Annotated in this window: 19 protein-coding genes; 8 read left to right on the top strand and 11 right to left on the bottom strand. The window is 34.4% G+C overall.

The annotated features are described in order from the left end of the window. Positions 1-38: 38 nt before the first annotated feature. The 4 genes from metG to ACFILZ_RS04475 all read left to right on the top strand — a co-directional run bounded on the left by metG (position 39) and on the right by ACFILZ_RS04475 (position 3,650). Complete coding sequence (metG, locus tag ACFILZ_RS04460) at positions 39-1,598, top strand: methionine--tRNA ligase (protein WP_375610367.1); 1,560 nt, start codon at positions 39-41, stop codon at positions 1,596-1,598. After that, on the top strand, positions 1,588-2,361 hold the full coding sequence (locus ACFILZ_RS04465) for a TatD family hydrolase (RefSeq protein ID WP_375606873.1): 774 nt from the start codon (positions 1,588-1,590) through the stop codon (positions 2,359-2,361). Before metG ends, ACFILZ_RS04465 begins: the two co-directional genes overlap by 11 nt. Before the next feature lie 10 nt (positions 2,362-2,371). Further along, on the top strand, positions 2,372-3,181 hold the full coding sequence (locus ACFILZ_RS04470; protein WP_375610366.1) for an MBL fold metallo-hydrolase: 810 nt from the start codon (positions 2,372-2,374) through the stop codon (positions 3,179-3,181). A 109-nt stretch (positions 3,182-3,290) separates the two neighbouring features. Beyond that, entirely contained in the window at positions 3,291-3,650 is a 360-nt protein-coding gene (locus tag ACFILZ_RS04475) for a hypothetical protein (RefSeq protein ID WP_375606871.1), read from the top strand. A gap of 322 nt (positions 3,651-3,972) precedes the next feature. Here the strand turns inward: ACFILZ_RS04475 and ACFILZ_RS04480 are convergent, their stop codons facing one another. Genes ACFILZ_RS04480 through pcsA form a run of 3 tightly spaced genes read right to left on the bottom strand, consistent with a single transcriptional unit; the run spans position 3,973 to position 6,269 of the window. Next, complete coding sequence (locus ACFILZ_RS04480; RefSeq protein ID WP_375610365.1) at positions 3,973-4,386, bottom strand: DUF6163 family protein; 414 nt, start codon at positions 4,384-4,386, stop codon at positions 3,973-3,975. After that, the gene (locus ACFILZ_RS04485) at positions 4,383-5,429 is read right to left on the bottom strand and encodes an enoyl-CoA hydratase/isomerase family protein (protein WP_375610364.1); all 1,047 of its coding nucleotides are present in this window, start codon (positions 5,427-5,429) and stop codon (positions 4,383-4,385) included. The genes ACFILZ_RS04480 and ACFILZ_RS04485 overlap by 4 nt, the downstream gene beginning before the upstream one ends. Positions 5,430-5,450: 21 nt before the next feature. Beyond that, on the bottom strand, positions 5,451-6,269 hold the full coding sequence (pcsA, locus tag ACFILZ_RS04490; protein WP_375610363.1) for a phosphatidylcholine synthase: 819 nt from the start codon (positions 6,267-6,269) through the stop codon (positions 5,451-5,453). 185 nt (positions 6,270-6,454) lie between these two features. Between pcsA and ACFILZ_RS04495 the strand changes: the two genes are divergently transcribed. The 4 genes from ACFILZ_RS04495 (at position 6,455) to sodC (ending at position 9,746) form a co-directional block, all read left to right on the top strand. After that, on the top strand, positions 6,455-7,681 hold the full coding sequence (locus tag ACFILZ_RS04495; RefSeq protein WP_375610362.1) for a UbiH/UbiF family hydroxylase: 1,227 nt from the start codon (positions 6,455-6,457) through the stop codon (positions 7,679-7,681). Positions 7,682-8,134: 453 nt separating this feature from the next. After that, positions 8,135-8,479, top strand: coding sequence for a hypothetical protein (locus ACFILZ_RS04500; protein WP_375606866.1), 345 nt, complete (start codon positions 8,135-8,137; stop codon positions 8,477-8,479). Next, a complete protein-coding gene (locus ACFILZ_RS04505; RefSeq protein ID WP_375606865.1) occupies positions 8,457-8,813 on the top strand; it encodes a hypothetical protein in 357 nt (118 codons plus the stop codon). Before ACFILZ_RS04500 ends, ACFILZ_RS04505 begins: the two co-directional genes overlap by 23 nt. 405 nt (positions 8,814-9,218) lie before the next feature. Then, positions 9,219-9,746: a superoxide dismutase [Cu-Zn] SodC gene (gene sodC / locus ACFILZ_RS04510; protein ID WP_375606864.1), complete on the top strand. Its 528-nt coding sequence runs from the start codon at positions 9,219-9,221 to the stop codon at positions 9,744-9,746. 637 nt (positions 9,747-10,383) lie between these two features. Here sodC and ACFILZ_RS04515 read toward each other — a convergent pair. The 8 genes from ACFILZ_RS04515 to ACFILZ_RS04550 form a co-directional block, all read right to left on the bottom strand. Continuing rightward, complete coding sequence (locus tag ACFILZ_RS04515; protein WP_375610361.1) at positions 10,384-11,316, bottom strand: COG2958 family protein; 933 nt, start codon at positions 11,314-11,316, stop codon at positions 10,384-10,386. 424 nt (positions 11,317-11,740) lie between these two features. After that, the gene (locus ACFILZ_RS04520) at positions 11,741-14,491 is read right to left on the bottom strand and encodes a DEAD/DEAH box helicase (protein ID WP_375610360.1); all 2,751 of its coding nucleotides are present in this window, start codon (positions 14,489-14,491) and stop codon (positions 11,741-11,743) included. A gap of 22 nt (positions 14,492-14,513) precedes the next feature. Then, a complete protein-coding gene (locus ACFILZ_RS04525; protein WP_375682345.1) occupies positions 14,514-15,407 on the bottom strand; it encodes a DNA methyltransferase in 894 nt (297 codons plus the stop codon). Continuing rightward, complete coding sequence (locus tag ACFILZ_RS04530; protein WP_375682346.1) at positions 15,404-16,156, bottom strand: site-specific DNA-methyltransferase; 753 nt, start codon at positions 16,154-16,156, stop codon at positions 15,404-15,406. Before ACFILZ_RS04530 ends, ACFILZ_RS04525 begins: the two co-directional genes overlap by 4 nt. A 22-nt stretch (positions 16,157-16,178) precedes the next feature. Then, the gene (locus ACFILZ_RS04535) at positions 16,179-17,072 is read right to left on the bottom strand and encodes a DNA methyltransferase (RefSeq protein ID WP_375682347.1); all 894 of its coding nucleotides are present in this window, start codon (positions 17,070-17,072) and stop codon (positions 16,179-16,181) included. After that, positions 17,069-17,821 carry a site-specific DNA-methyltransferase gene (locus tag ACFILZ_RS04540; protein ID WP_375682348.1) on the bottom strand — a complete coding sequence of 251 codons (753 nt, stop codon included), beginning with the start codon at positions 17,819-17,821 and terminating at the stop codon, positions 17,069-17,071. Before ACFILZ_RS04540 ends, ACFILZ_RS04535 begins: the two co-directional genes overlap by 4 nt. 83 nt (positions 17,822-17,904) lie before the next feature. Beyond that, positions 17,905-18,306 (bottom strand): SUF system Fe-S cluster assembly protein, encoded by a 402-nt coding sequence (locus ACFILZ_RS04545; protein WP_273787976.1) that lies wholly within the window; start codon positions 18,304-18,306, stop codon positions 17,905-17,907. Then, a complete protein-coding gene (locus ACFILZ_RS04550) occupies positions 18,299-19,543 on the bottom strand; it encodes a cysteine desulfurase (protein ID WP_375606859.1) in 1,245 nt (414 codons plus the stop codon). The genes ACFILZ_RS04545 and ACFILZ_RS04550 overlap by 8 nt, the downstream gene beginning before the upstream one ends. Positions 19,544-19,553: the final 10 nt, after the last annotated feature.

The raw sequence follows: 19,553 nt of genomic DNA on the forward strand, positions 1-19,553 counted from the left end.
AATATCTTCTATTTATAGCGTTTTACAACGAGTATGACATGCGTGACACATATTACATAACAACTCCCATTTTTTATCCGAATGGTGCTCCACATATTGGACATGCTTATAGTGCCATTGCAAGCGATGTTTTAGCCCGCTTTCAACGGTTAAACGGGAAAAATGTATTTTTTCTTTCTGGTACAGATGAGCATGGTCTCAAGATGCAACAAACCGCAGCTGCATTAGGCATGACACCTCAGCAACTTGCAGATCGTAATAGTGCGGTATTTCAAAAAATGCTTGCAGTATTAAATTGTTCTAATGATGATTTTATCCGTACGACAGAAGAACGCCATTATCAAGCGTGTCAAGAAATTTGGAAAAAGATGGAAGCAAATGGTGATATTTATCTCGGCCGTTATACGGGGTGGTATTCGGTTCGCCAAGAAGCCTATTATGAAGAGAAAGATACGGAAGTTGGACAAGACAATATCCGTCGCGAGAAGGAATTAGGCTCTCCAGTTGAATGGAATGAAGAAGAAAGTTATTTTTTTAGGCTTTCTCGTTATGAAAAGGCTCTTCTTGAATATTATGAAAAACATCCTGATTTTATTGCTCCACTTGAGCGGCGAAATGAAATTATAAGTTTTATCAAATCGGGTTTAAAAGATATCTCTATTTCACGCACAAGTTTTAATTGGGGCGTTGCTGTTCCTGATAATCCAAAGCACGTAATGTATGTTTGGGTTGATGCACTTACAAATTATCTATCAGCAATTGGTTTTTTCAATGAAAATTCAACAAAACGTGATTTTTGGCCTGCAAATACGCATATTATTGGTAAGGATATTATTCGTTTCCATGCAGTCTATTGGCCAGCATTTTTAATGTCTGCTGGAATTGATTTGCCTAAGAATATTTTTGCACATGGTTTTTTACTTAATCGTGGTGCAAAAATGTCAAAATCTATTGGAAATGTCGTTGATCCTTTTGAAATGGTTGATCATTACGGTCTTGATCAGGTCCGTTATTTTCTTCTCCGTGAAGTGCCATTTGGACAAGATGGTAGTTATAGCCATGAGAGTTTAGTGAACCGTATTAATGCTGATCTTGCTAATGATCTTGGTAATTTGGCACAGCGCTCTTTATCTATGATTGCCAAAAATTGTAATGCACAAGTCCCAAAACCAACTTCATTCTTAGTTCAAGATAAACAGCTTTTAGAACAATCTCTTCAGGTGCTGGAAACTGTACATCAAGCAATGTCTTCTCATAGTATGCATTTAGCCCTTTCAGCTATTTTTTCAATTGTAGCAGATGCCAATCGCTATTTTGCCAACGAACAACCTTGGAGTTTACGTAAAAATGATCGAGATCGATTTTCTACAGTTCTTTATATAACTGTAGAAATCTTGCGGCGAATAGGAATAATGCTTTTGCCTTTCATACCTCAATCAGCAGCAAAACTTCTTAATATCCTTGCGATTGCTGAAGATGATCGGTTGTTGTATCATATAAGCCATGCGAAAATTCAAGAAGGACTTGATCTTCCACCACCAGAACCAATTTTTCCTCGTTATATCTTGAAGAAAGAAGATACTCATCATGTTGATTGATACACATTGTCATCTTGATTTTGAAGATTTTTCACAAGATTTGGATAATGTTATCCAACGGGCTTTAGATGCTAACGTTAAACGTATGATAACAATTTCAACCCATGTTCATAAGTTAGATAAGCTGTTAGCTATTGCGCAAAGCTATGATCAAGTCTTTTGTTCCGTTGGAACACACCCCAATCATGCGCATGAAGAACAAAATATTACAGCGGAAGAGCTTATACAGCTCTCGAATCATCCTAAAATTGTTGCGTTTGGGGAAGGGGGGCTTGATTATCATTATGATTACTCTACACCAGAAGAACAAAAGAAAGTTTTTCAAGAACATATCATCGCTTCTAGAGAAACACAGATTCCTCTTGTTATCCATTCACGCAATGCCGATATCGATATGGAAAAAATATTGCGCAAACAGATAAAAGAAGGAGCTTTTCCCTTTATCCTTCACTGTTATTCATCTGGAATGCAACTTGCTCGTGCTGGAATTGAGCTTGGTGGTTATATTTCTTTTTCAGGTATTCTTACTTTTAAAAACGCTCTTGAAATCCGTGAAATAGCAAAAATTGTGCCCCATGAACATTTGTTGGTGGAAACAGATGCACCATTTTTAGCACCTACCCCTCATCGGGGAAAAACAAATGAACCATCTTTTGTATGCTATACAGCAGCTGTTTTGGCTGAAACAATTGGTTTAAGCATTGAAGAAACAGCTCAAATAACAACCCGTAATGCTTTTCGTTTATTTAGCAAAATGAAATAAGGCAAAAGTTATGTGTGATCAATACCGATTTACAATATTAGGGTGTGGGCCTTCTCCAGGAGTGCCAAGACCTAATGGTGATTGGGGAACATGTGATCCGAACAATCCTAAAAATAAACGCTACAGAAGTTCTTTATTAGTTGAACGCATTAAACCATCAGGAAAAAAAACAACAATCGTTATTGATACGGGGCCGGATTTTCGCTCACAAATGATTGAAGCGCATGTGAACCATCTTGATGCTGCTCTTTACACGCATTCTCATGCAGATCATATCCACGGTATTGATGATTTACGCAGCTATGCACTTGCACAAAAATGTTTAATAGATATCTATGCTGACAGATTTACACTAGAACATCTCAAAAATGCTTTCGGATATTGTTTTCAAACACCAAAAGATTCATCTTATTCTCCTATTTTAAAAGAGCATCTTATCAATGAAGATAGCCAATTTATTATTCAAGGGGAGGGTGGAGCAATAAGCGTTAATACGCATTTACAACACCATGGAAATATTCATTCTTTAGGTTTCCGTATCGGAAATGTTGCCTATTGTACAGATGTTAGTGAGTTTCCTGAAAAAACATTATCAAAATTAATGGGTTTGGATGTTCTCATCATTGAAGCCCTTCAATTTAAATCTCACCCAAGTCATTTTTCTGTTGATCAAGCATTACAATGGATAAAATATTTAAAGCCAAAACAAGCAATACTCACACATATGGATAGATCGCTGGATTATAATGCAGTCGTAAATTACGTTCCATCCTATGTAAAACCTGCGTATCAGGGCCTTACTTTCGAAACAACTGCATAAGTTTATTCATACAATATTTTACGTTAAATAAAATTTTTTGAAGATTATCCTTTATTTTGTTTTATTTTTGACATAAATGTCACTTTTTTATGTTTAAAATGAGGTTTTTATGTATAAGAATTTTAAGCGGGGTGTATGTATTGCCGTTTTAGCAGTTTCCTTAACAGCATGTGGGGGGCGTTTAGAAAAAAATATTGCAACGACAACATTACATGATGGATCAATGAGTTGCACCGATATTCAACGGGAGTTTTTTGCTAATAAACGACAGATTAATGATACAATTAGAGAGCGTTCTACAGCAAGAAATAAAAATGTAGCTTTAGCAGCGGCAGGTGTTGTATTTTTACCTGCTCTGTTTTTTATGGATCCTAAATCCAGTGAAAGCAATGAAATTTCGGCTTTAAATAATCGTAATGCTGTTTTAAGTGATCTTGCACGTATGAAACGTTGTAAAATAGTACAGTAATTTTTCTTATTTATTATATGTAATTTTATTATCACTATTTTTGGTCTTTAAGGAATATACTTTAAAGACCAAATTTTATTTTAAAAGTAAATTGTATGATATAAATATGATGATGTTTTAAAGTAGGGTTTTCTTTTGGGATAAAGGATTTATCTTCTGTATCATGTTATCGCATAATATATATTATGGAACTTTTTAGAAAGGGCGTATTTTAATATATAAGAATAGAAGTTTGATAATTGAGGTGAATATCTTTTACTTATTACTTAAAAAACTTTTTGATGACTTTTTAAGATTGAAAAATCTTTTTCGAAAATTTTAATCATAATGGTTTTTTATTTTTTACTCTTTTTAAAAAAATCATCATAATTTGTAAGATAATAAAAGCTAAAAATAATATTCCATGAAACAATGGTACAAAAGGCTGATAAATAAAATCGGAATAATATATTGCTATTGTTTCAATCAATGCGGCAACACACCATAAAATAATGCCCCATAGTGAATACATCCAAAGACCAATTAAAGCAATAGGATAGAGAATAGCCAATATAGCTGATGCAAATTGCCACTGCCAAGGCATAAGGTCAAAACGCCATAAAACACCTGGAAAGACCCCCACAAGGCGTATCCAATAAAAAACACCTAGAACTAAGCAAATAAGTGCCAAAAACCGTAAGTAACAGTTATAGATTAAATTGATTTTTGAAATCTGTTTGTGTGAATTATTTTTCACAATAATAACTCTTGTTCAACAGGTTGGAAGTAAGAATCTACCATTTCATCTGTCACATTTGAAAGTTTATCTGGCTGCCATTTAGGTCTTTTATCCTTATCGATTAACATAGCACGTATACCTTCATAAAAATCATGTGAATGAATCATATGATGCGCTATGCGGTTTTCAATTTTCATACAGTCTTCCAACGTTTGAGATGAATTTTGTTTCATTTGTTTCCAAATAACTTTTAAACTTGTCGGAGAACGTGACTGCAAAATATCATAACATTCTTTAGCAAATAAAACATCTTCATTGCTTTTTTTATGTAGCAACTCAAGACATTCTTCTAAGCTGTGGGCACTAAAACAACTGTTAATAATACAACGTATCTCATGACTCGTTTCATAATCTTTTGTAATTGCTCGCTGGTTTAAAGCTAAAGTGGGATCTCCTTGCTCAATAACAGCTTTTCTAACCCTATCGAATTCAATTTCAGAAACGGCATGTGTTGCTAATCCTAAATTTAAGCAATCTCCCCACTTTATGCGTGCGCCCGTTAATGCAAGATAGATGCCAAAATGATTGGGAAGAGATGGTAAGAAAAAACTTGCACCTACATCTGGGAAAAACCCAATCGCACCTTCTGGCATAGCAAAAACTGTATTTTCTGTAACAATTCGATGCGAACCATAGAGAGAAATACCTACCCCTCCCCCCATCCAAATACCGTTTAAGAAAGAAATGTAGGGTTTTGAAAAATGTTTGATATAAGCATTTAAGCTATATTCATCCCTAAAGTATTGACAAGCAGAGGCACTTTTCCCCATATGATGGATTTCCACAACATCTCCACCAGCACAAAAAGCACGACCCTCCCCTTCAATTAAGACACAAGAAACATTGTCATCTGTTTCCCATGTTCTGAGAGCTTTTCTTAAAGCTGAAACCATTCGTTGATTAAGAGCGTTTAATGCTGAAGGACGCGTGAGCTTTATAATACCAGCACATCCTTCTTTCGTAAAAGAAATATCATCACCTGCTCCAAAGTCAATTTGCATCTTACACCCTTTTAAAAACAACTATTTCATTGTTTTTTTATATTCCCCCCCCCCAAGTTGAGGAAATATTTGCATGATTGCACCAATACAATATATATAAATTCCTGTCACCGAAATTCCTATTTTAACCCAATACGGAGCCTCTAGTTGATAAAAGAAGGCAGAAACACCAAAAACACACCATAAGAGAAAAATGGGAAAATTAACTCTACGTAAACGAAGGACTCTTACTGGATGAATAAAATAAATTGGTAAAAAAGATATAATCGCCGATAAAACAATAATGATAAAAGTAATCCACTCTCCTGGCCTGACGACAAAAAGCGTAAAAATCATCATATTCCAAACAACAGGAAATCCTTTAAAAAAGTTTTCTTTGGTTTTCATACTAGTATCTGCATAATAAATAGCAGATGAAATAACAATGATTGCACTCAATGAAAATGATAACCCTACCCCCATAAAACCACTTTGATAGAGTGCAAAGGCAGGAATTAAGACATAAGTCACGTAATCAATAATATTATCTAACAGCTCTCCAGACCATGTTGGAAGAACGTATTTAACATCAAGTTTGCGTGCAATTGGTCCATCTATACCATCAACGAGAAGGGCAAGCCCAAGCCAACAGAACATAGCTGTCCATTCTTTTTGAGAGGCTGATATAAGAGAAAGAAACGCTAAAAATGATCCCGAAGCTGTTAGTAAATGAACGGAAAAGGCCTTTGCTTGTGGCATTGTTACTTTTTTATGGCGTAATAATTTAGCATTTGTTTTGATTTTCTTTGTTAGTTTACGTTTCAAGGTTTTCTTATCCTCGTTTTTAAAGTCTTCAATCATCTATCAATACGCCATTTTTTACCGATGATATAACTCAACATTTTAAAAAATCATAAAAAGGTTACTTTTTTATATCGCATAATTTATTACATACTATAATAATAGAAGAGCTTCATATAATAAAAAGAGAGTGATCATTTGGAAATGTTAAAATATTTTCTCAATGGAGAAAGGTTCAAACAGTTGTGATCTTTGAAAAAAACGAGCATAAAGATATTGCTGTTATTGGTGCAGGTCCTGTCGGAATGTTAGCTGCGCTGAGTCTTGCACATGAGGGGCTTTCTGTTTTTCTTGTTGGGCCCCCTGCTCATACAGATGAGTTACGAACAACTGCTCTTATGATGCCTGCAATACGCATGCTTCAAAAACTCAATATTTGGGATAATCTTCAAAAACATGCAGCTGCTTTATCGTCCATGAGAATTATAGATATAACTTCTAGAATTGTGCATGCTCCTACGGTACATTTTTCTTCTGCTGAAATTGGTGAAAAAGCTTTTGGCTATAATATACCTAATGTAAAATTAAACAGTGCTTTAGTCGATGCTGTTACACATACGCCTAATATTACAAGATTTGTTTCTGCAGCCAAATCTGTTCATCATACAAAAAACCATGTATGTATTACTCTTGCTGATTGTAGAGTCATTCAAACACCACTTGTTGTTGCAGCCGATGGGCGTCACTCTCTTACACGTGCCGCAGCAGGGATAAGTGTCAAACAGTGGAATTATCCACAAAAAGCACTTGTTCTCAACTTTTCTCATGAGTTTTCTCATCAAAATACATCAACTGAATTTCATACAGAACACGGTCCATTTACACAGGTTCCACTACCAGGACGAAGATCTAGTCTTGTATGGGTTGTTCATCCTTCCCTTGCTGAAGAATTATTGAATATAGAACCAAAAACAATTGCAAAAATGATCGAAAACAAAATGCAATCAATGCTTGGAAAGCTAAGCTTAGAAACATCAATTCAAGCATGGCCGCTTTTCGGACTTCTTTCTCATCATTTTGCTGCTAACCGAACAATTTTAGTCGGTGAAGCCGCTCATGTTTTCCCCCCTATTGGAGCACAGGGATTGAATTTAGGATTGCGTGATGTCCAAACTTTAATTGATATTTTACCCAATAAAATATCCAACTCTAACACTGAAATGATTGTTGCACATTATAACAAATGCCGCAAACCAGATATATTAATCCGAAGTGGAGCTGTTCATACACTGAACTCTGCTCTACTTTCTCATATGTTGCCTGTTCATATCATACGAAGCATTGGGCTTGGTTTGTTACATAGTTTCCCGCCATTACGTAATTTATTTATGCGCGAAGGAATGTATCCCGGTTATGGATTCAAGGAAATTATGCAAATATTTCCAACAAAATCATCTAAACAACTCTACTAAGCAATAATGGATAATAACGTAAAATAAAAAATAATAAATTGCATTTTTAATCATATCTATTACTGATGTAAAAATATATTTTTGTTCTTTCTAAGAAGTAACAAATTATATTAAAATAATTAATTATATTTATTTAATTTATTTGTAATAATAATATGTATAATTAATATAACTATACATTTATTTTTTATTAAATAATTATTATATATATTAGTATATTGATATGAAATAAGATAAAACTGAATTATATACTACAAATTAAATAATAAATATATCTTGCTAAATCATAGCTGTTAAATTTAGAACTATAAAGAAAATGAAAAACAGTTTTATTTAATCAATATATTTTCAAAACTTTTTATTGTTAATTATAATATTAAAAATAAAATCATCTTTGGAACCTGTTAGTAACACAGAGGTTAATGAAGTGTTGTTTCAACAAATGGTAATAAGATGACACTAAATAATTTTTTGAAATTAAGTACTTTTTTTATAATGATTGCATGTGTCTCGTTGATAGTCACGACTTCAATAAGTGAAGTTTTCCACCTTCCTTATTGTCAAGCCTTTACCTATAGCTCTACTCAAAAGGTCACTAAAATAGGTCAGAACTCATTTACTGCTTCACAAGTTAAAAATTGTCTTATGCAAAATGGTTTTGAGAATATTAAACGATTACGCTTAGATGACAATGGTATCTGGCGTGCTTTGGTAAAATTTAAAAAGTCCCATTTTTTCGTATCCGTTGACTATTCAGGAACAGTTAGCATTCAAAATGAGAGAAAAGAATATGATTGATTTTAAAATTTACAGCAACGTTTCTTTTTACAGCCGTAAGAAAAAAAAATTAAAAAAGTGCCGCCATTCTATTAAAGAATTTGCTTTTATTGGCGGTTTAAATGGTAGCCTATCAGGAGCTATCGCGGCAACTCTTGCAACTTATGGTTATATTGCTCTTCCAGGATTTGGTCCAATTATTGCAATGGGTATAAGAGTAGCACTTTCTTCCGGAATAATAATAGGAGCACTGATAGGATCAGGAATGGGAGGGAGTGTCGGTATATGCTGTATTTTATGGGAAATTTATACGAATCATAATAATTCTTTCTCTTATAAATTTCATAATAAATAGAAACTCCTCGTCATTTTTTCTATGAAAAACAATTAAATCATCAACAAATTATATGTTATTTTTTTTGATGAAACGATCATCATATTATAAATGAAATAATAGCTAACTTACTAGAATTCCTTATTATATCTTAAAAAGTAGATTTTTTAAAAGCATCTCTTGAAGAAATGTAAGTGAGATATAATTATTCATCCATAAAGCTGTATTTTTTATAGATCAAAAAATAAAAATTATGTTCAGAAATATATAAACATATTTTAATTTATTTGCTCTTTATAAGAACTAATATTTCTATGTAAATTATTTTTCTTAAAGTTCAATTTAAGACACTTATATAAGATATAATTAGTATAGATTATTATTTATAGATAATAATCTATTTAAAGGTAAGTATAAAGGTATTTTATGAAAAAAATATTATTATCATTATTGTTTTTTATGGCATTTTTAATTCATAAAAATTCTGCATTAGCACTATCAAAACAAATAAATATTTATAAATTAGAAAATAACAATTCCAAAAAGGCTATTGGTAGCATTAAAATTGAAGAAAACATACACGGTTTGATTTTTATCCCTAATTTATCTACTTTATCAGAAGGGATTCATGGTTTTCATGTACATGTAAATCCTTCATGTGATACAAAAGATGGCATAATAGGTGGAAGCGCGGGTGGACATTATGATCCAGAGCATACTGGGAAACACTTAGGACCCTATAATGTAAATGGTCATCTTGGTGATTTACCGGCACTTTATGTTGATAAGCAAGGAAATGCCGTAATGAGCGTTCTTGCTCCACGATTAAAAACAATCTCTGAAATTAAAGGGCGCTCTTTAGTCATTCATTTAGGGGCTGATAATCAATCAGATAAACCATTACCGCTTGGCGGAGGTGGAGCACGTTTAGCGTGCGGTATTATTGAAAAATAAATAGAATATTGTGTTACACACACTCTCTTGAGCATAAGATATGATAGAAATTTATTTTTTAAATCCATTTCAAGAAATGAAATAAACTATGTGAATATTTTATAAAATTGATATTTCTTTTTAAATATTTAATGCAGAGAATAAAGAACTTAATAATAATCAGAACGAACAGAAATCGGAAACAAGGAAAGAGCAGAATAAATTTTCTGTAAGAAACTTCAGTATGAGGAGGAAATTTTTTCAATGCTTGATGTTATGTTAAACAGAAACAACAAAGTTTAATTTTACTTTCTACAATACAAAATATGTAATGAATTATAATCATTAAATCTAGTATCTAATGGGATCACATCTCTTGCACAAAATAGAACACTCCAAACAGAATTTCCACACGCCCCTTCCCTATCGCCTCTCTCGTGAGATGCACGAAAACAACCTTGATTGATTAACACCAATATAAGATAGTTTAAAATGATTGAATGCTATGATATTCAGACTTCTCATTTAAGTCAAAAATACCAATTATCATTATAAATCAATGTATTACCTAAATATAATCATCAAATAAAACCATGAAAGTAATTTTTTATCACTCTACAAAAAGAGCCTTTAAACAATAGAGCTTTTTTAATACTCCTCATGGATCCATATAATCCCAATCCAATGGACGCATTTCACCAGTTTGATAAAATTGACGAATGAGTTTAATATAATCAAAAAAGTCCTTGTTTTCTTCCACTAATCTATTAGCAGTATCCCAATCAATATCACTACGTTCTTTCGCTGGAATTATGATCTCACTCTCAGAGGCGTTTTCCTTGTCGAGTCTTATAAATCCAATTCCATGCAAGCTTGAAAGCATCCGAAGTTCTTTTAATGTATCAATACCTTCAATTTCACTCGCAACTAAATAGCTCAAATTAGCCCATGAAGAATTGCTAACTGTTTGAAAAAATGCTTTCCGTAAATTTGAACGATTAATGAGAATTTTAACTTCAAAAGACCAAAGCTTCGTCTTTTTATCAAAATATTGCAAAACACAGTCTTTGATTTCACGATTCCATTCCCTGCTTAAATCTTGTATCCCTACGAGATCCGGATAAAGCCATTTATTGCCGCCTGCACCATGTTTATTACGAGAACATTTCTCATTAATGCGCTTGCTGTAAACTGCAAGCTCTGACCATAAAAATTTAGATACTAATGGATAAAGATCACGCTCTTTAACAGAAGAATCTCTACTTTCTTCATTGTCCTCTACTGCATCAATTTCAGCGCTATCTGTTTGTTTAGTAAAATAATACTGCCGTGGTCGTCCTTCAGTGGTTTTAATTTCTGGATAACGCTTTTGTAATTGAGAGCGCAGAGACCCTATTTCAGCGACAATTTGCTGAATAAGAGCTGCATCACTGTTAAGGGGAGTGATTATTGCGGTTGAACGCTTTTGTTTTTGGTGGCATTTTTCTGGATAATTCTCAAATATCCATTGAGCAATTTCTCGAGCTGTAAATTTTTTTGTCGGGTTTTTCTTTAAAAAATTAAAAACAGTGTTTGTTAAATTCAAAGTCATATGTAAAGTAGCCTACTTTTATCTTCTGGATATTCCATTATATTCAGATATTTCAAAAGAGAACACAACAAACTGTCTATTTTTTTTGAAAAAAGCTGTCTATAAAATTAAAATATTTTTTCTGAATTTGTGACTACAAATTCAAGGTTTTGTTTCATATAAAGAAAGTAAGCTTCTATTTTATCAAAAATCATAAATGGGCTGAAAATCCCCATAAAAAAGCATAATATTGTATAATTTCCCTATAAATTTTTCCTTTTACTTTAAGTTAGTTAGAAAAAAATAATAATTTCATGATTTAAGAATTAGCTCATATTCTTAAATTAATGGTGCAACAGGGAACAAAATTAAAAATAATATTCAAACATTTGATTATTTCTCGCATCGACCAGTTAAAAAACTTATGTTTTTTTAAAGCAAAAAGTTATGTGCTCTCAAGTATAGATTCTGAAATGGTAAATTCTGCACACAAACCTTCAAAACTACTATTTGCTTTAATAGCATCATGGGGAATAAGAACATAATACCATTTTTTACCACCGTAAGTAGCTGCATAATGCGTTGCATGACAACACCATTGAACTGCAGCTTGTTTCTTTTTTAAAACAATAGCGTTTTGTATTTCAGAAGCTTTTTTAGGTTCACAAAGATATTTGGCATCCTTCGTTTCTACAACAAAATCTGGTTCATAGGCTGATCCTTTATCATATTCTATCTTGAAAAAACCTCGAGCGGGTTTCATCCATTTCAATACTTTTGCATCGTCTTCTAATATTTGAGCAAATCGTAATTCCCCTTCTACTGAGTCAAACTTTTGCAAAGGATAACAACATTTCCTAAAGCCGCTGAATATAAGTTTCTTAATGTCTCTTTTAATGGCAGGAATATTACGAAAATCAATAGGAGATGTTCCTTGCGGCAAAACATAATGGATAGGTGTTAAAGTTGTAAAACCTCGTGTAACTTTAATCTCATAATCTTTTTGTGTTTCCCATTGATGTTTTCTTAATTGCGCAACAATAAAAGTATTAATCTTATGCTGATAGTGAATTAATACGTTCTCAACGGCTATATCATTGGGTAAATAAGATTGGAAATGCTCTACCATCTGACAAGCCAATTTTCGTAATAATGGCGTATGGCTATCATAATCGATAAAATCATTATCAATTAAACCACGAATGATGTAATTTTCAAGATGAGGTTCTTTAATATATTTATCCTTAGAAGTGAGAAAAATGCTTTTATGGGTACGCAATTCTCGAATTAAAAGTTCTTTACTAACAGGTTGCAAATTTAAACTTTCTAGATTTTCCAAATCAAAATCAGAAAAACCATAAGTAACCTCACGCGAAGGTATGAGTACAATATTGGGAATATCTATGATCAGTTCTGGTAATTGTTTTGTCAGAATTGTAACCACTTTTGACACAAGAGACTTTTGTGCTAGCGGTATAATACTCATAATTTTATTATTCATTTTTTCTTGTATCGGTGCAGAACAAAGCATTTGAGAACTTGGTAAATTATCATTCTCTTTAATAATATCCCATGCGATAGCAGCAATTTCTTGTTCTTCAGAGGTTAATGTGGGTGAATCCGTATTACGTAACATGATACCGTGTAAATCAGATGTTCCATTTATATCGGAATGACGTGTTACTATCGTTTTTATAAATAAAGCTTCTGCTTGACTTGGAACTGTCACTATATCCGATTTTTCAGAGGATATATCACCCCCTGTTCCAATCTCAATATGCTTTTTTATAATTGAATTCGGATCGTTCGCACGATCAATAATATCTTGAAAACGATCATGCGCAATGATTGTTAAACGATCAATAGATTCTATGCCTGTTCTATGCCCATAAGGCAAACGCAATCCACGCCCAATTGTTTGTTCTGTTAAAATTTCTGAAGCCGATGCACGCAACGGTACGATAGTATAAAGATTGCTAACATCCCATCCCTCCTTTAATTTATTAACGTGAATAACAATTTCTGTTGGCTCATGAGGATTCTCAATCACAATGAGTTTTTGAATATTTTGATCTTCCTCTACATTTGACTGTTTTGTATGAATCTCTATAACTTTTCCCTTATAAGCTCCTGCAAAAAAATCATCTGATTCCAATAAATCACGCAATTTCTGTGCATGATTTGTATCTTGAGCGACAACTAAAATAAAAGGCTTAACAAACTTTTTGTTATAATCTTTGGCATAGGCAATTAAATCTGCTTTCACGTTTTCATGGGCATGAATTGCATCTTGTAATTTAATATGTTCTAATTGTTCAGATGTATAATTTTGAGGACGAAAGTCTTTACGTGTAGCAACAGCAGGCTCTTTTACAAAACCATCTCTCATAGCCTCTGCAAGTGAATAACTGTAAACAACATTTTTAAAATCTACAGGTTTTGCACCTATTGTTTTCGGTGTCGCTGTAAGTTCTATTCCTAAAACAGGTTTTAACTCATTAATTGCTGCTGCACCAGCAGACGCTCGATAACGATGTGCTTCATCCATTAACAAAACTAAATCAGGAAGATTTACGAGATAATCAAAATAACTTTCACCAATCGTTTCTTGTAAGCGTTTAATTCGCGGAATACTAGATTTTAGTGCGCCTTTTTTATTATCCGTTGTATTAATTTTAGAAATATTAAAAATATTGATAAAGGCCGTATCCCGATTTTCAAACAAACGTTTTTGTCCGTAATAGTGGTGTTCATCAGCGCGAATACCTTTACCACTTTCATAATCTTCACCTGTAATAATAATGGGTCTATTTGCAATGAATTCACTTATTCCACTGAAAACATACTTCGGACTTTGAGGACTAAAATCCTGTTTTAATTTTTCATAAATAGTCAAGTTTGGCGCTAAAACAAAAAAATGTCGGCTACGACCTGTTAAATAAAGATAGCTAATAAAAGCTCCCATAAGTCGCGTTTTTCCAACTCCCGTTGCTAAGGCAAAACAAAAAGAGGGAAAGCTTCGTTCAAAATCTTGTACAGAAGGATAGAGACTTTTTATTATTTCTAATTTCGAAACTAAATCAGCATTTTTAGAAAGCTCTATATTTTCTAAAATTTTCACCAAAATATTTAATGATTCACGTTGAGGATCACGCAACGATAAGCGAGCTGAAATCCTTTTTTCAACACTGTTCATAAAAAACTCCGCTTTTTATATATTATTCAAATAGATCTAATTCTTGTTGCGAAATATCTTTATCTTTGTCGCTTTCTTTTACCACAATCATTGGTTCAAGATTGGCTACATTTAAACTATAATCATCCCTTCCCCATTCGCATTTTTCCAATACTGCACGGGGGATTTTTGTAAGTGTAAGATTCTCAAAGGATGATGATTTTGTATCAAAGGCTGTACAACAAATCAGCAGGGTCCGATGAGAGCCAACCTCTTCGCTCATGATACGGAGTTGTTCATAGGTCATGGCGCTCGTTGTGACATAAATATAATCCGTTTCCGTTGAATATCCCTGCATCCAATAATGATTTTCATCCGGAGCATAGGTAAATCCCATATGTTTGCACATGGCTTCTGAAAGCATCGCAGCATTATATTCGCGACTAATAATCCATTGTCCCCATGGGTCTTTTTGCAACAGAGAAGGTGCAAGGCGATAATAGCGAAATCCACCGCCACCTTGCCAATTGACACTTTTAGAAATTCCCCCTTGATCAGTTCCATCAATTACTTGTTTTAAACGAGGAATAATGTGCGTATGACAATGTTCACCGAGTTCAATCATAATCCACTTGCGGCCCATTTTATGAGCAACAGCGCCGGTCGTACCAGAACCAGCAAAGGAATCCAAGACAAGATCACCAGAGTTGGTGGCAAGTTGAATAATGCGTTCCATTAACCGCTCAGGTTTGGGAGTTGTAAAGACATTCTTAGAATTAAAAACTTTAACCTCTTTTTTGGCATCTTGGTTATGCCCTACTTCCTCATAAAGCCAAATGGTCATTGAAACCATACCATTTTTTACTTCTGATAAAAAACGCTTCAAAGAAGGAACATTGCTTCCTGTGGGGCCAAACCAAATACGATTATCTTTCAATAATTCAGAGAATTTTTTCTTGCTAAAACGCCAGCTCTCGTTCCAGCAGGAGGATTCACCTTGCGTCCAGAAGGTGTGATGATTTCATAAATGTCCTTAGGTGTTACTCTTTTCACGGATAAATCTCCCGATTTCCAAGGACCACGAGGATCATTATCAGGATTTTTATAGCGCGCATCCATATCGTTTGAACGAGGAAGCAATTGAGGGCGCCAAATCGTTTTATCTTTGGCATAAACCATTATAAAATCATGGTTATCGGAAAGCCACTTTGTATCATTCTGTGGGGCATATTTCTTTTGCCAAATAATATTGTTGATGAAATTTTGGCGACCAAAAATTTCATCCATCATCACTTTTAGATAGGCTTGTTCATCATCATCAATGGAAATCCAAATACTTCCATCTTCCGCCAGTAAACGATGTAACAATTCTAGCCTGTCTCTCATAAGGCTGAGCCATAGGGAATGCTCCAAACCATCTTCATAATGTTCAAAGGCATTGCCTGTATTATAAGGTGGATCTATGTAGACACATTTTACCTTCCCCGTATATTCTTGCTCAAGTGCCTTGAGTGCGAGTAAATTATCACCAAAAATAAGTTTATTATCAAAAATATCCTGTGATGATATTTGATGCGCGGCATGATAAGATTTTTCAAGATCTTCTAACAATATACGAGGTTCCAGTTTGGGGCGTTTTTCTTTTCCAATCCAGTTAAGTTCTAATTTTTGTTTATTACGGCTCATTCGTAACCTGCCTCGTTGATATTTATCCAAATAGATCTAATTCTTGTTGCGCAATATATTTATCTTTGTCGCTTTCTTTTACCACAAGCGTTGGTTCAAGATTGGCTACATTTAAACTATAATCATCCCTTCCCCATTCGCATTTTTCCAATACTGCACGAGGGATTTTTGTGAGTGTAAGATTCTCAAATGATGCTGTTTTTATATCAAAGGCTGTACAACAAATCAGCAGAGTGCGATGAGAGCCCACCTCTTCGCTCATGATACGGAGTTGTTCATGGGTCATAGCGCTCGTTGTGACATAAATATAATCCGTTTCCGTTGAATACCCCTGCATCCAATAATGATTTTCATCCGGCGCATAGGTAAATCCCATATGTTTGCACATAGCTTCTGAAAGCATCGCAGCATTATATTCGCGACTAATAACCCATTGTCCCCATGGGTCTTTTTGCAACAGAGAAGGTGCAAGGCGATAATAACGAAATCCACCTCCACCTTGCCAATTGACACTTTTAGAAATTCCCCCTTGATCAGTTCCATCAATTACTTGTTTTAAACGAGGAATAATGTGCGTATGACAATGTTCACCGAGTTCAATCATAATCCACTTGCGGCCCATTTTATGAGCAACAGCGCCGGTCGTACCAGAACCAGCAAAGGAATCCAAGACAAGATCACCAGAGTTGGTGGCAAGTTGAATAATGCGTTCCATTAACCGCTCAGGTTTGGGAGTTGTAAAGACATTCTTAGAATTAAAAACTTTAACCTCTTTTTTGGCATCTTGGTTATGCCCTACTTCCTCATAAAGCCAAATGGTCATTGAAACCATACCATTTTTTACTTCTGATAAAAAACGCTTCAAAGAAGGAACATTGCTTCCTGTGGGGCCAAACCAAATACGATTATCTTTCAATAATTCAGAGAATTTTTTCTTGCTAAAACGCCAGCTCTCGTTCCAGCAGGAGGATTCACCTTGCGTCCAGAAGGTGTGATGATTTCATAAATGTCCTTAGGTGTTACTCTTTTCACGGATAAATCTCCCGATTTCCAAGGACCACGAGGATCATTATCAGGATTTTTATAGCGCGCATCCATATCGTTTGAACGAGGAAGCAATTGAGGGCGCCAAATCGTTTTATCTTTGGCATAAACCATTATAAAATCATGGTTATCGGAAAGCCACTTTGTATCATTCTGTGGGGCATATTTCTTTTGCCAAATAATATTGTTGATGAAATTTTGGCGACCAAAAATTTCATCCATCATCACTTTTAGATAGGCTTGTTCATCATCATCAATGGAAATCCAAATACTTCCATCTTCCGCCAGTAAACGATGTAACAATTCTAGCCTGTCTCTCATAAGACTGAGCCATAGGGAATGCTCCAAACCATCTTCATAATGTTCAAAGACATTGCCTGTATTATAAGGCGGATCGATATAGATACACTTTACCTTCCCCATATATTCTTGTTCCAGCGCTTTGAGCGCGAACAAATTATCACCAAAAATGAGTTTATTATCAAAAATATCTTGGGTAGATACTTGGTGCGGAGCGTGATAAGATTTTTCAAGATCTTCCAATAAAATACGAGGTTCCAGTTTGGGGCGTTTTTCTTTTCCAATCCAAGTGAGTTCTAATTTTTGTTTATTATAACTCATGCGATCGCCCTTAAATTTAAACGCTTGTGAAAAGTAAACAGCTTATTCATGAATGGCTAGATTAGAGTCTCTTAACAATACTTTTAGTACCATCCGACAGCAATTTGAGCTTCTTCTGACATACAATCAGGTGTCCATGGTGGATCAAAAGTCATAGTGACTTCAACATATGAAACCCCTTCAACTGCACTAACTGCATTTTCTACCCACCCCGGCATTTCACCTGCAACAGGACATCCCGGTGCTGTAAGAGTCATTTCAATTTTTACTGAACGATCATCTTCAATATCAATACGATAAATCAGTCCTAGCTCATAAATATCAGCAGGAATCTCTGGGTCATAAACTGTTTTGAGAGCAGCAATAATATCATTTGTCATACGATCAATTTCGTCTGCTGGAATTGCTGATATGTAAGATTTTTTATTTTCGCTTACAGTTTCAACGGATTCTGTAGAATGACGCTCTTCAATTGATTCAGCCATTAAAAAATGTCCTTGTTTCTTGCAATGCTTCTACTAATTGATCTATATCCTCTTGAGTGTTATACATGGCTAACGATACGCGGCAAATAGATGCTAGACCAAAGCGCTGTAATAAAGGCTGAGCACAATGAGTTCCGGCGCGGATTGCAACTCCTCTTCTATCAATAAACATAGCGATATCATGGGCGTGAATCCCTTCAATTGTAAATGATATAATAGCTCCTTTATTGGGAGAATGACCATAAATACGCAATGACTCAACCATTTTAAGTTTTTCCTGCGCATAAGCTAAAAGGGACCTCTCATGGGCATGAATCGTGCTACAACCTTTCTCTTGTATATAATCAATAGCCGCTGCTAATCCAATAGATTCAACGATAGGAGGAGTGCCTGCTTCAAAACGGTAAGGAGGAGCATTATAAAAAACCTTATCGGTTGTTACCTCCTCGATCATTTCCCCTCCCCCTTGAAAAGGACGCATTTCTTCTAATCTATCTTCTTTACCATACAGAACACCAATACCAGTAGGTCCATAAAGCTTATGACCTGTAAAGACATACCAATCACAATCGAGATCTTGCACATCAACGGTTAAATGTACTGCCCCTTGAGAACCATCAACAAGAACCGGAATAGAATTTTGATGTGCTCGCTTAATAATCTCTTTAACAGGAGGCACAGTTCCTAATATATTGGACATATGCGTTATAGCAACAAGCCGCGTTTTTTCGCTTAAAGACTTTTGGAAATCTTCAATGTGCAGAACACCATTTTCATCGACAGGAACAAAAATAAGTTTAACACCTTTTTGTTCCCGAAGAAAATGCCAAGGAATAATATTTGAATGATGTTCCATAATCGTTAGAACAATCTCATCACCTTCCTTGAGTTTAGGCATAGCCCAACCATAAGCAACAGTATTAATAGCTTCTGTTGCATTTTTCGTAAAAACAATCTCCTCCGCTTTTTGTGCATTTAGAAAAACACGAACGGTTTCACGAGAATTTTCATAGGATTGCGTTGCTGCATTGGCTAAAAAGTACATTCCCCTATGCACATTAGCATAACTATAGTGATAATAATTATTCATTGCACTGAGTACTGATTGTGGTTTTTGGGCAGAAGCAGCACTATCAAGATAGGCTAATCGCTTTCCATAAACTTGATGGTGCAAAAGAGGAAAATCACGCCGAATTTCTTCTACATTATAAGTAAATGTTTGTACGTTATTTTCCATTTTTTCCACC

Origin of the sequence: Bartonella sp. AP40SXNS, from assembly GCF_042195825.1 — a bacterium.
Classification (GTDB): Bacteria; Pseudomonadota; Alphaproteobacteria; order Rhizobiales; family Rhizobiaceae; genus Bartonella.

Excerpts from the sequence above, each read along its gene's own strand:
- metG (WP_375610367.1), top strand. The coding sequence starts at position 39 with ATGCGTGACACATATTACATAACAACTCCCATTTTTTATCCGAATGGT.
- ACFILZ_RS04465 (WP_375606873.1), top strand. The coding sequence starts at position 1,588 with ATGTTGATTGATACACATTGTCATCTTGATTTTGAAGATTTTTCACAA.
- ACFILZ_RS04470 (WP_375610366.1), top strand. The coding sequence starts at position 2,372 with ATGTGTGATCAATACCGATTTACAATATTAGGGTGTGGGCCTTCTCCA.
- ACFILZ_RS04475 (WP_375606871.1), top strand. The coding sequence starts at position 3,291 with ATGTATAAGAATTTTAAGCGGGGTGTATGTATTGCCGTTTTAGCAGTT.
- ACFILZ_RS04485 (WP_375610364.1), bottom strand. The coding sequence starts at position 5,429 with ATGCAAATTGACTTTGGAGCAGGTGATGATATTTCTTTTACGAAAGAA.
- pcsA (WP_375610363.1), bottom strand. The coding sequence starts at position 6,269 with ATGATTGAAGACTTTAAAAACGAGGATAAGAAAACCTTGAAACGTAAA.
- ACFILZ_RS04500 (WP_375606866.1), top strand. The coding sequence starts at position 8,135 with ATGACACTAAATAATTTTTTGAAATTAAGTACTTTTTTTATAATGATT.
- ACFILZ_RS04505 (WP_375606865.1), top strand. The coding sequence starts at position 8,457 with ATGAGAGAAAAGAATATGATTGATTTTAAAATTTACAGCAACGTTTCT.
- sodC (WP_375606864.1), top strand. The coding sequence starts at position 9,219 with ATGAAAAAAATATTATTATCATTATTGTTTTTTATGGCATTTTTAATT.
- ACFILZ_RS04515 (WP_375610361.1), bottom strand. The coding sequence starts at position 11,316 with ATGACTTTGAATTTAACAAACACTGTTTTTAATTTTTTAAAGAAAAAC.
- ACFILZ_RS04520 (WP_375610360.1), bottom strand. The coding sequence starts at position 14,491 with ATGAACAGTGTTGAAAAAAGGATTTCAGCTCGCTTATCGTTGCGTGAT.
- ACFILZ_RS04530 (WP_375682346.1), bottom strand. The coding sequence starts at position 16,156 with ATGAGCCGTAATAAACAAAAATTAGAACTTAACTGGATTGGAAAAGAA.
- ACFILZ_RS04540 (WP_375682348.1), bottom strand. The coding sequence starts at position 17,821 with ATGAGTTATAATAAACAAAAATTAGAACTCACTTGGATTGGAAAAGAA.
- ACFILZ_RS04545 (WP_273787976.1), bottom strand. The coding sequence starts at position 18,306 with ATGGCTGAATCAATTGAAGAGCGTCATTCTACAGAATCCGTTGAAACT.
- ACFILZ_RS04550 (WP_375606859.1), bottom strand. The coding sequence starts at position 19,543 with ATGGAAAATAACGTACAAACATTTACTTATAATGTAGAAGAAATTCGG.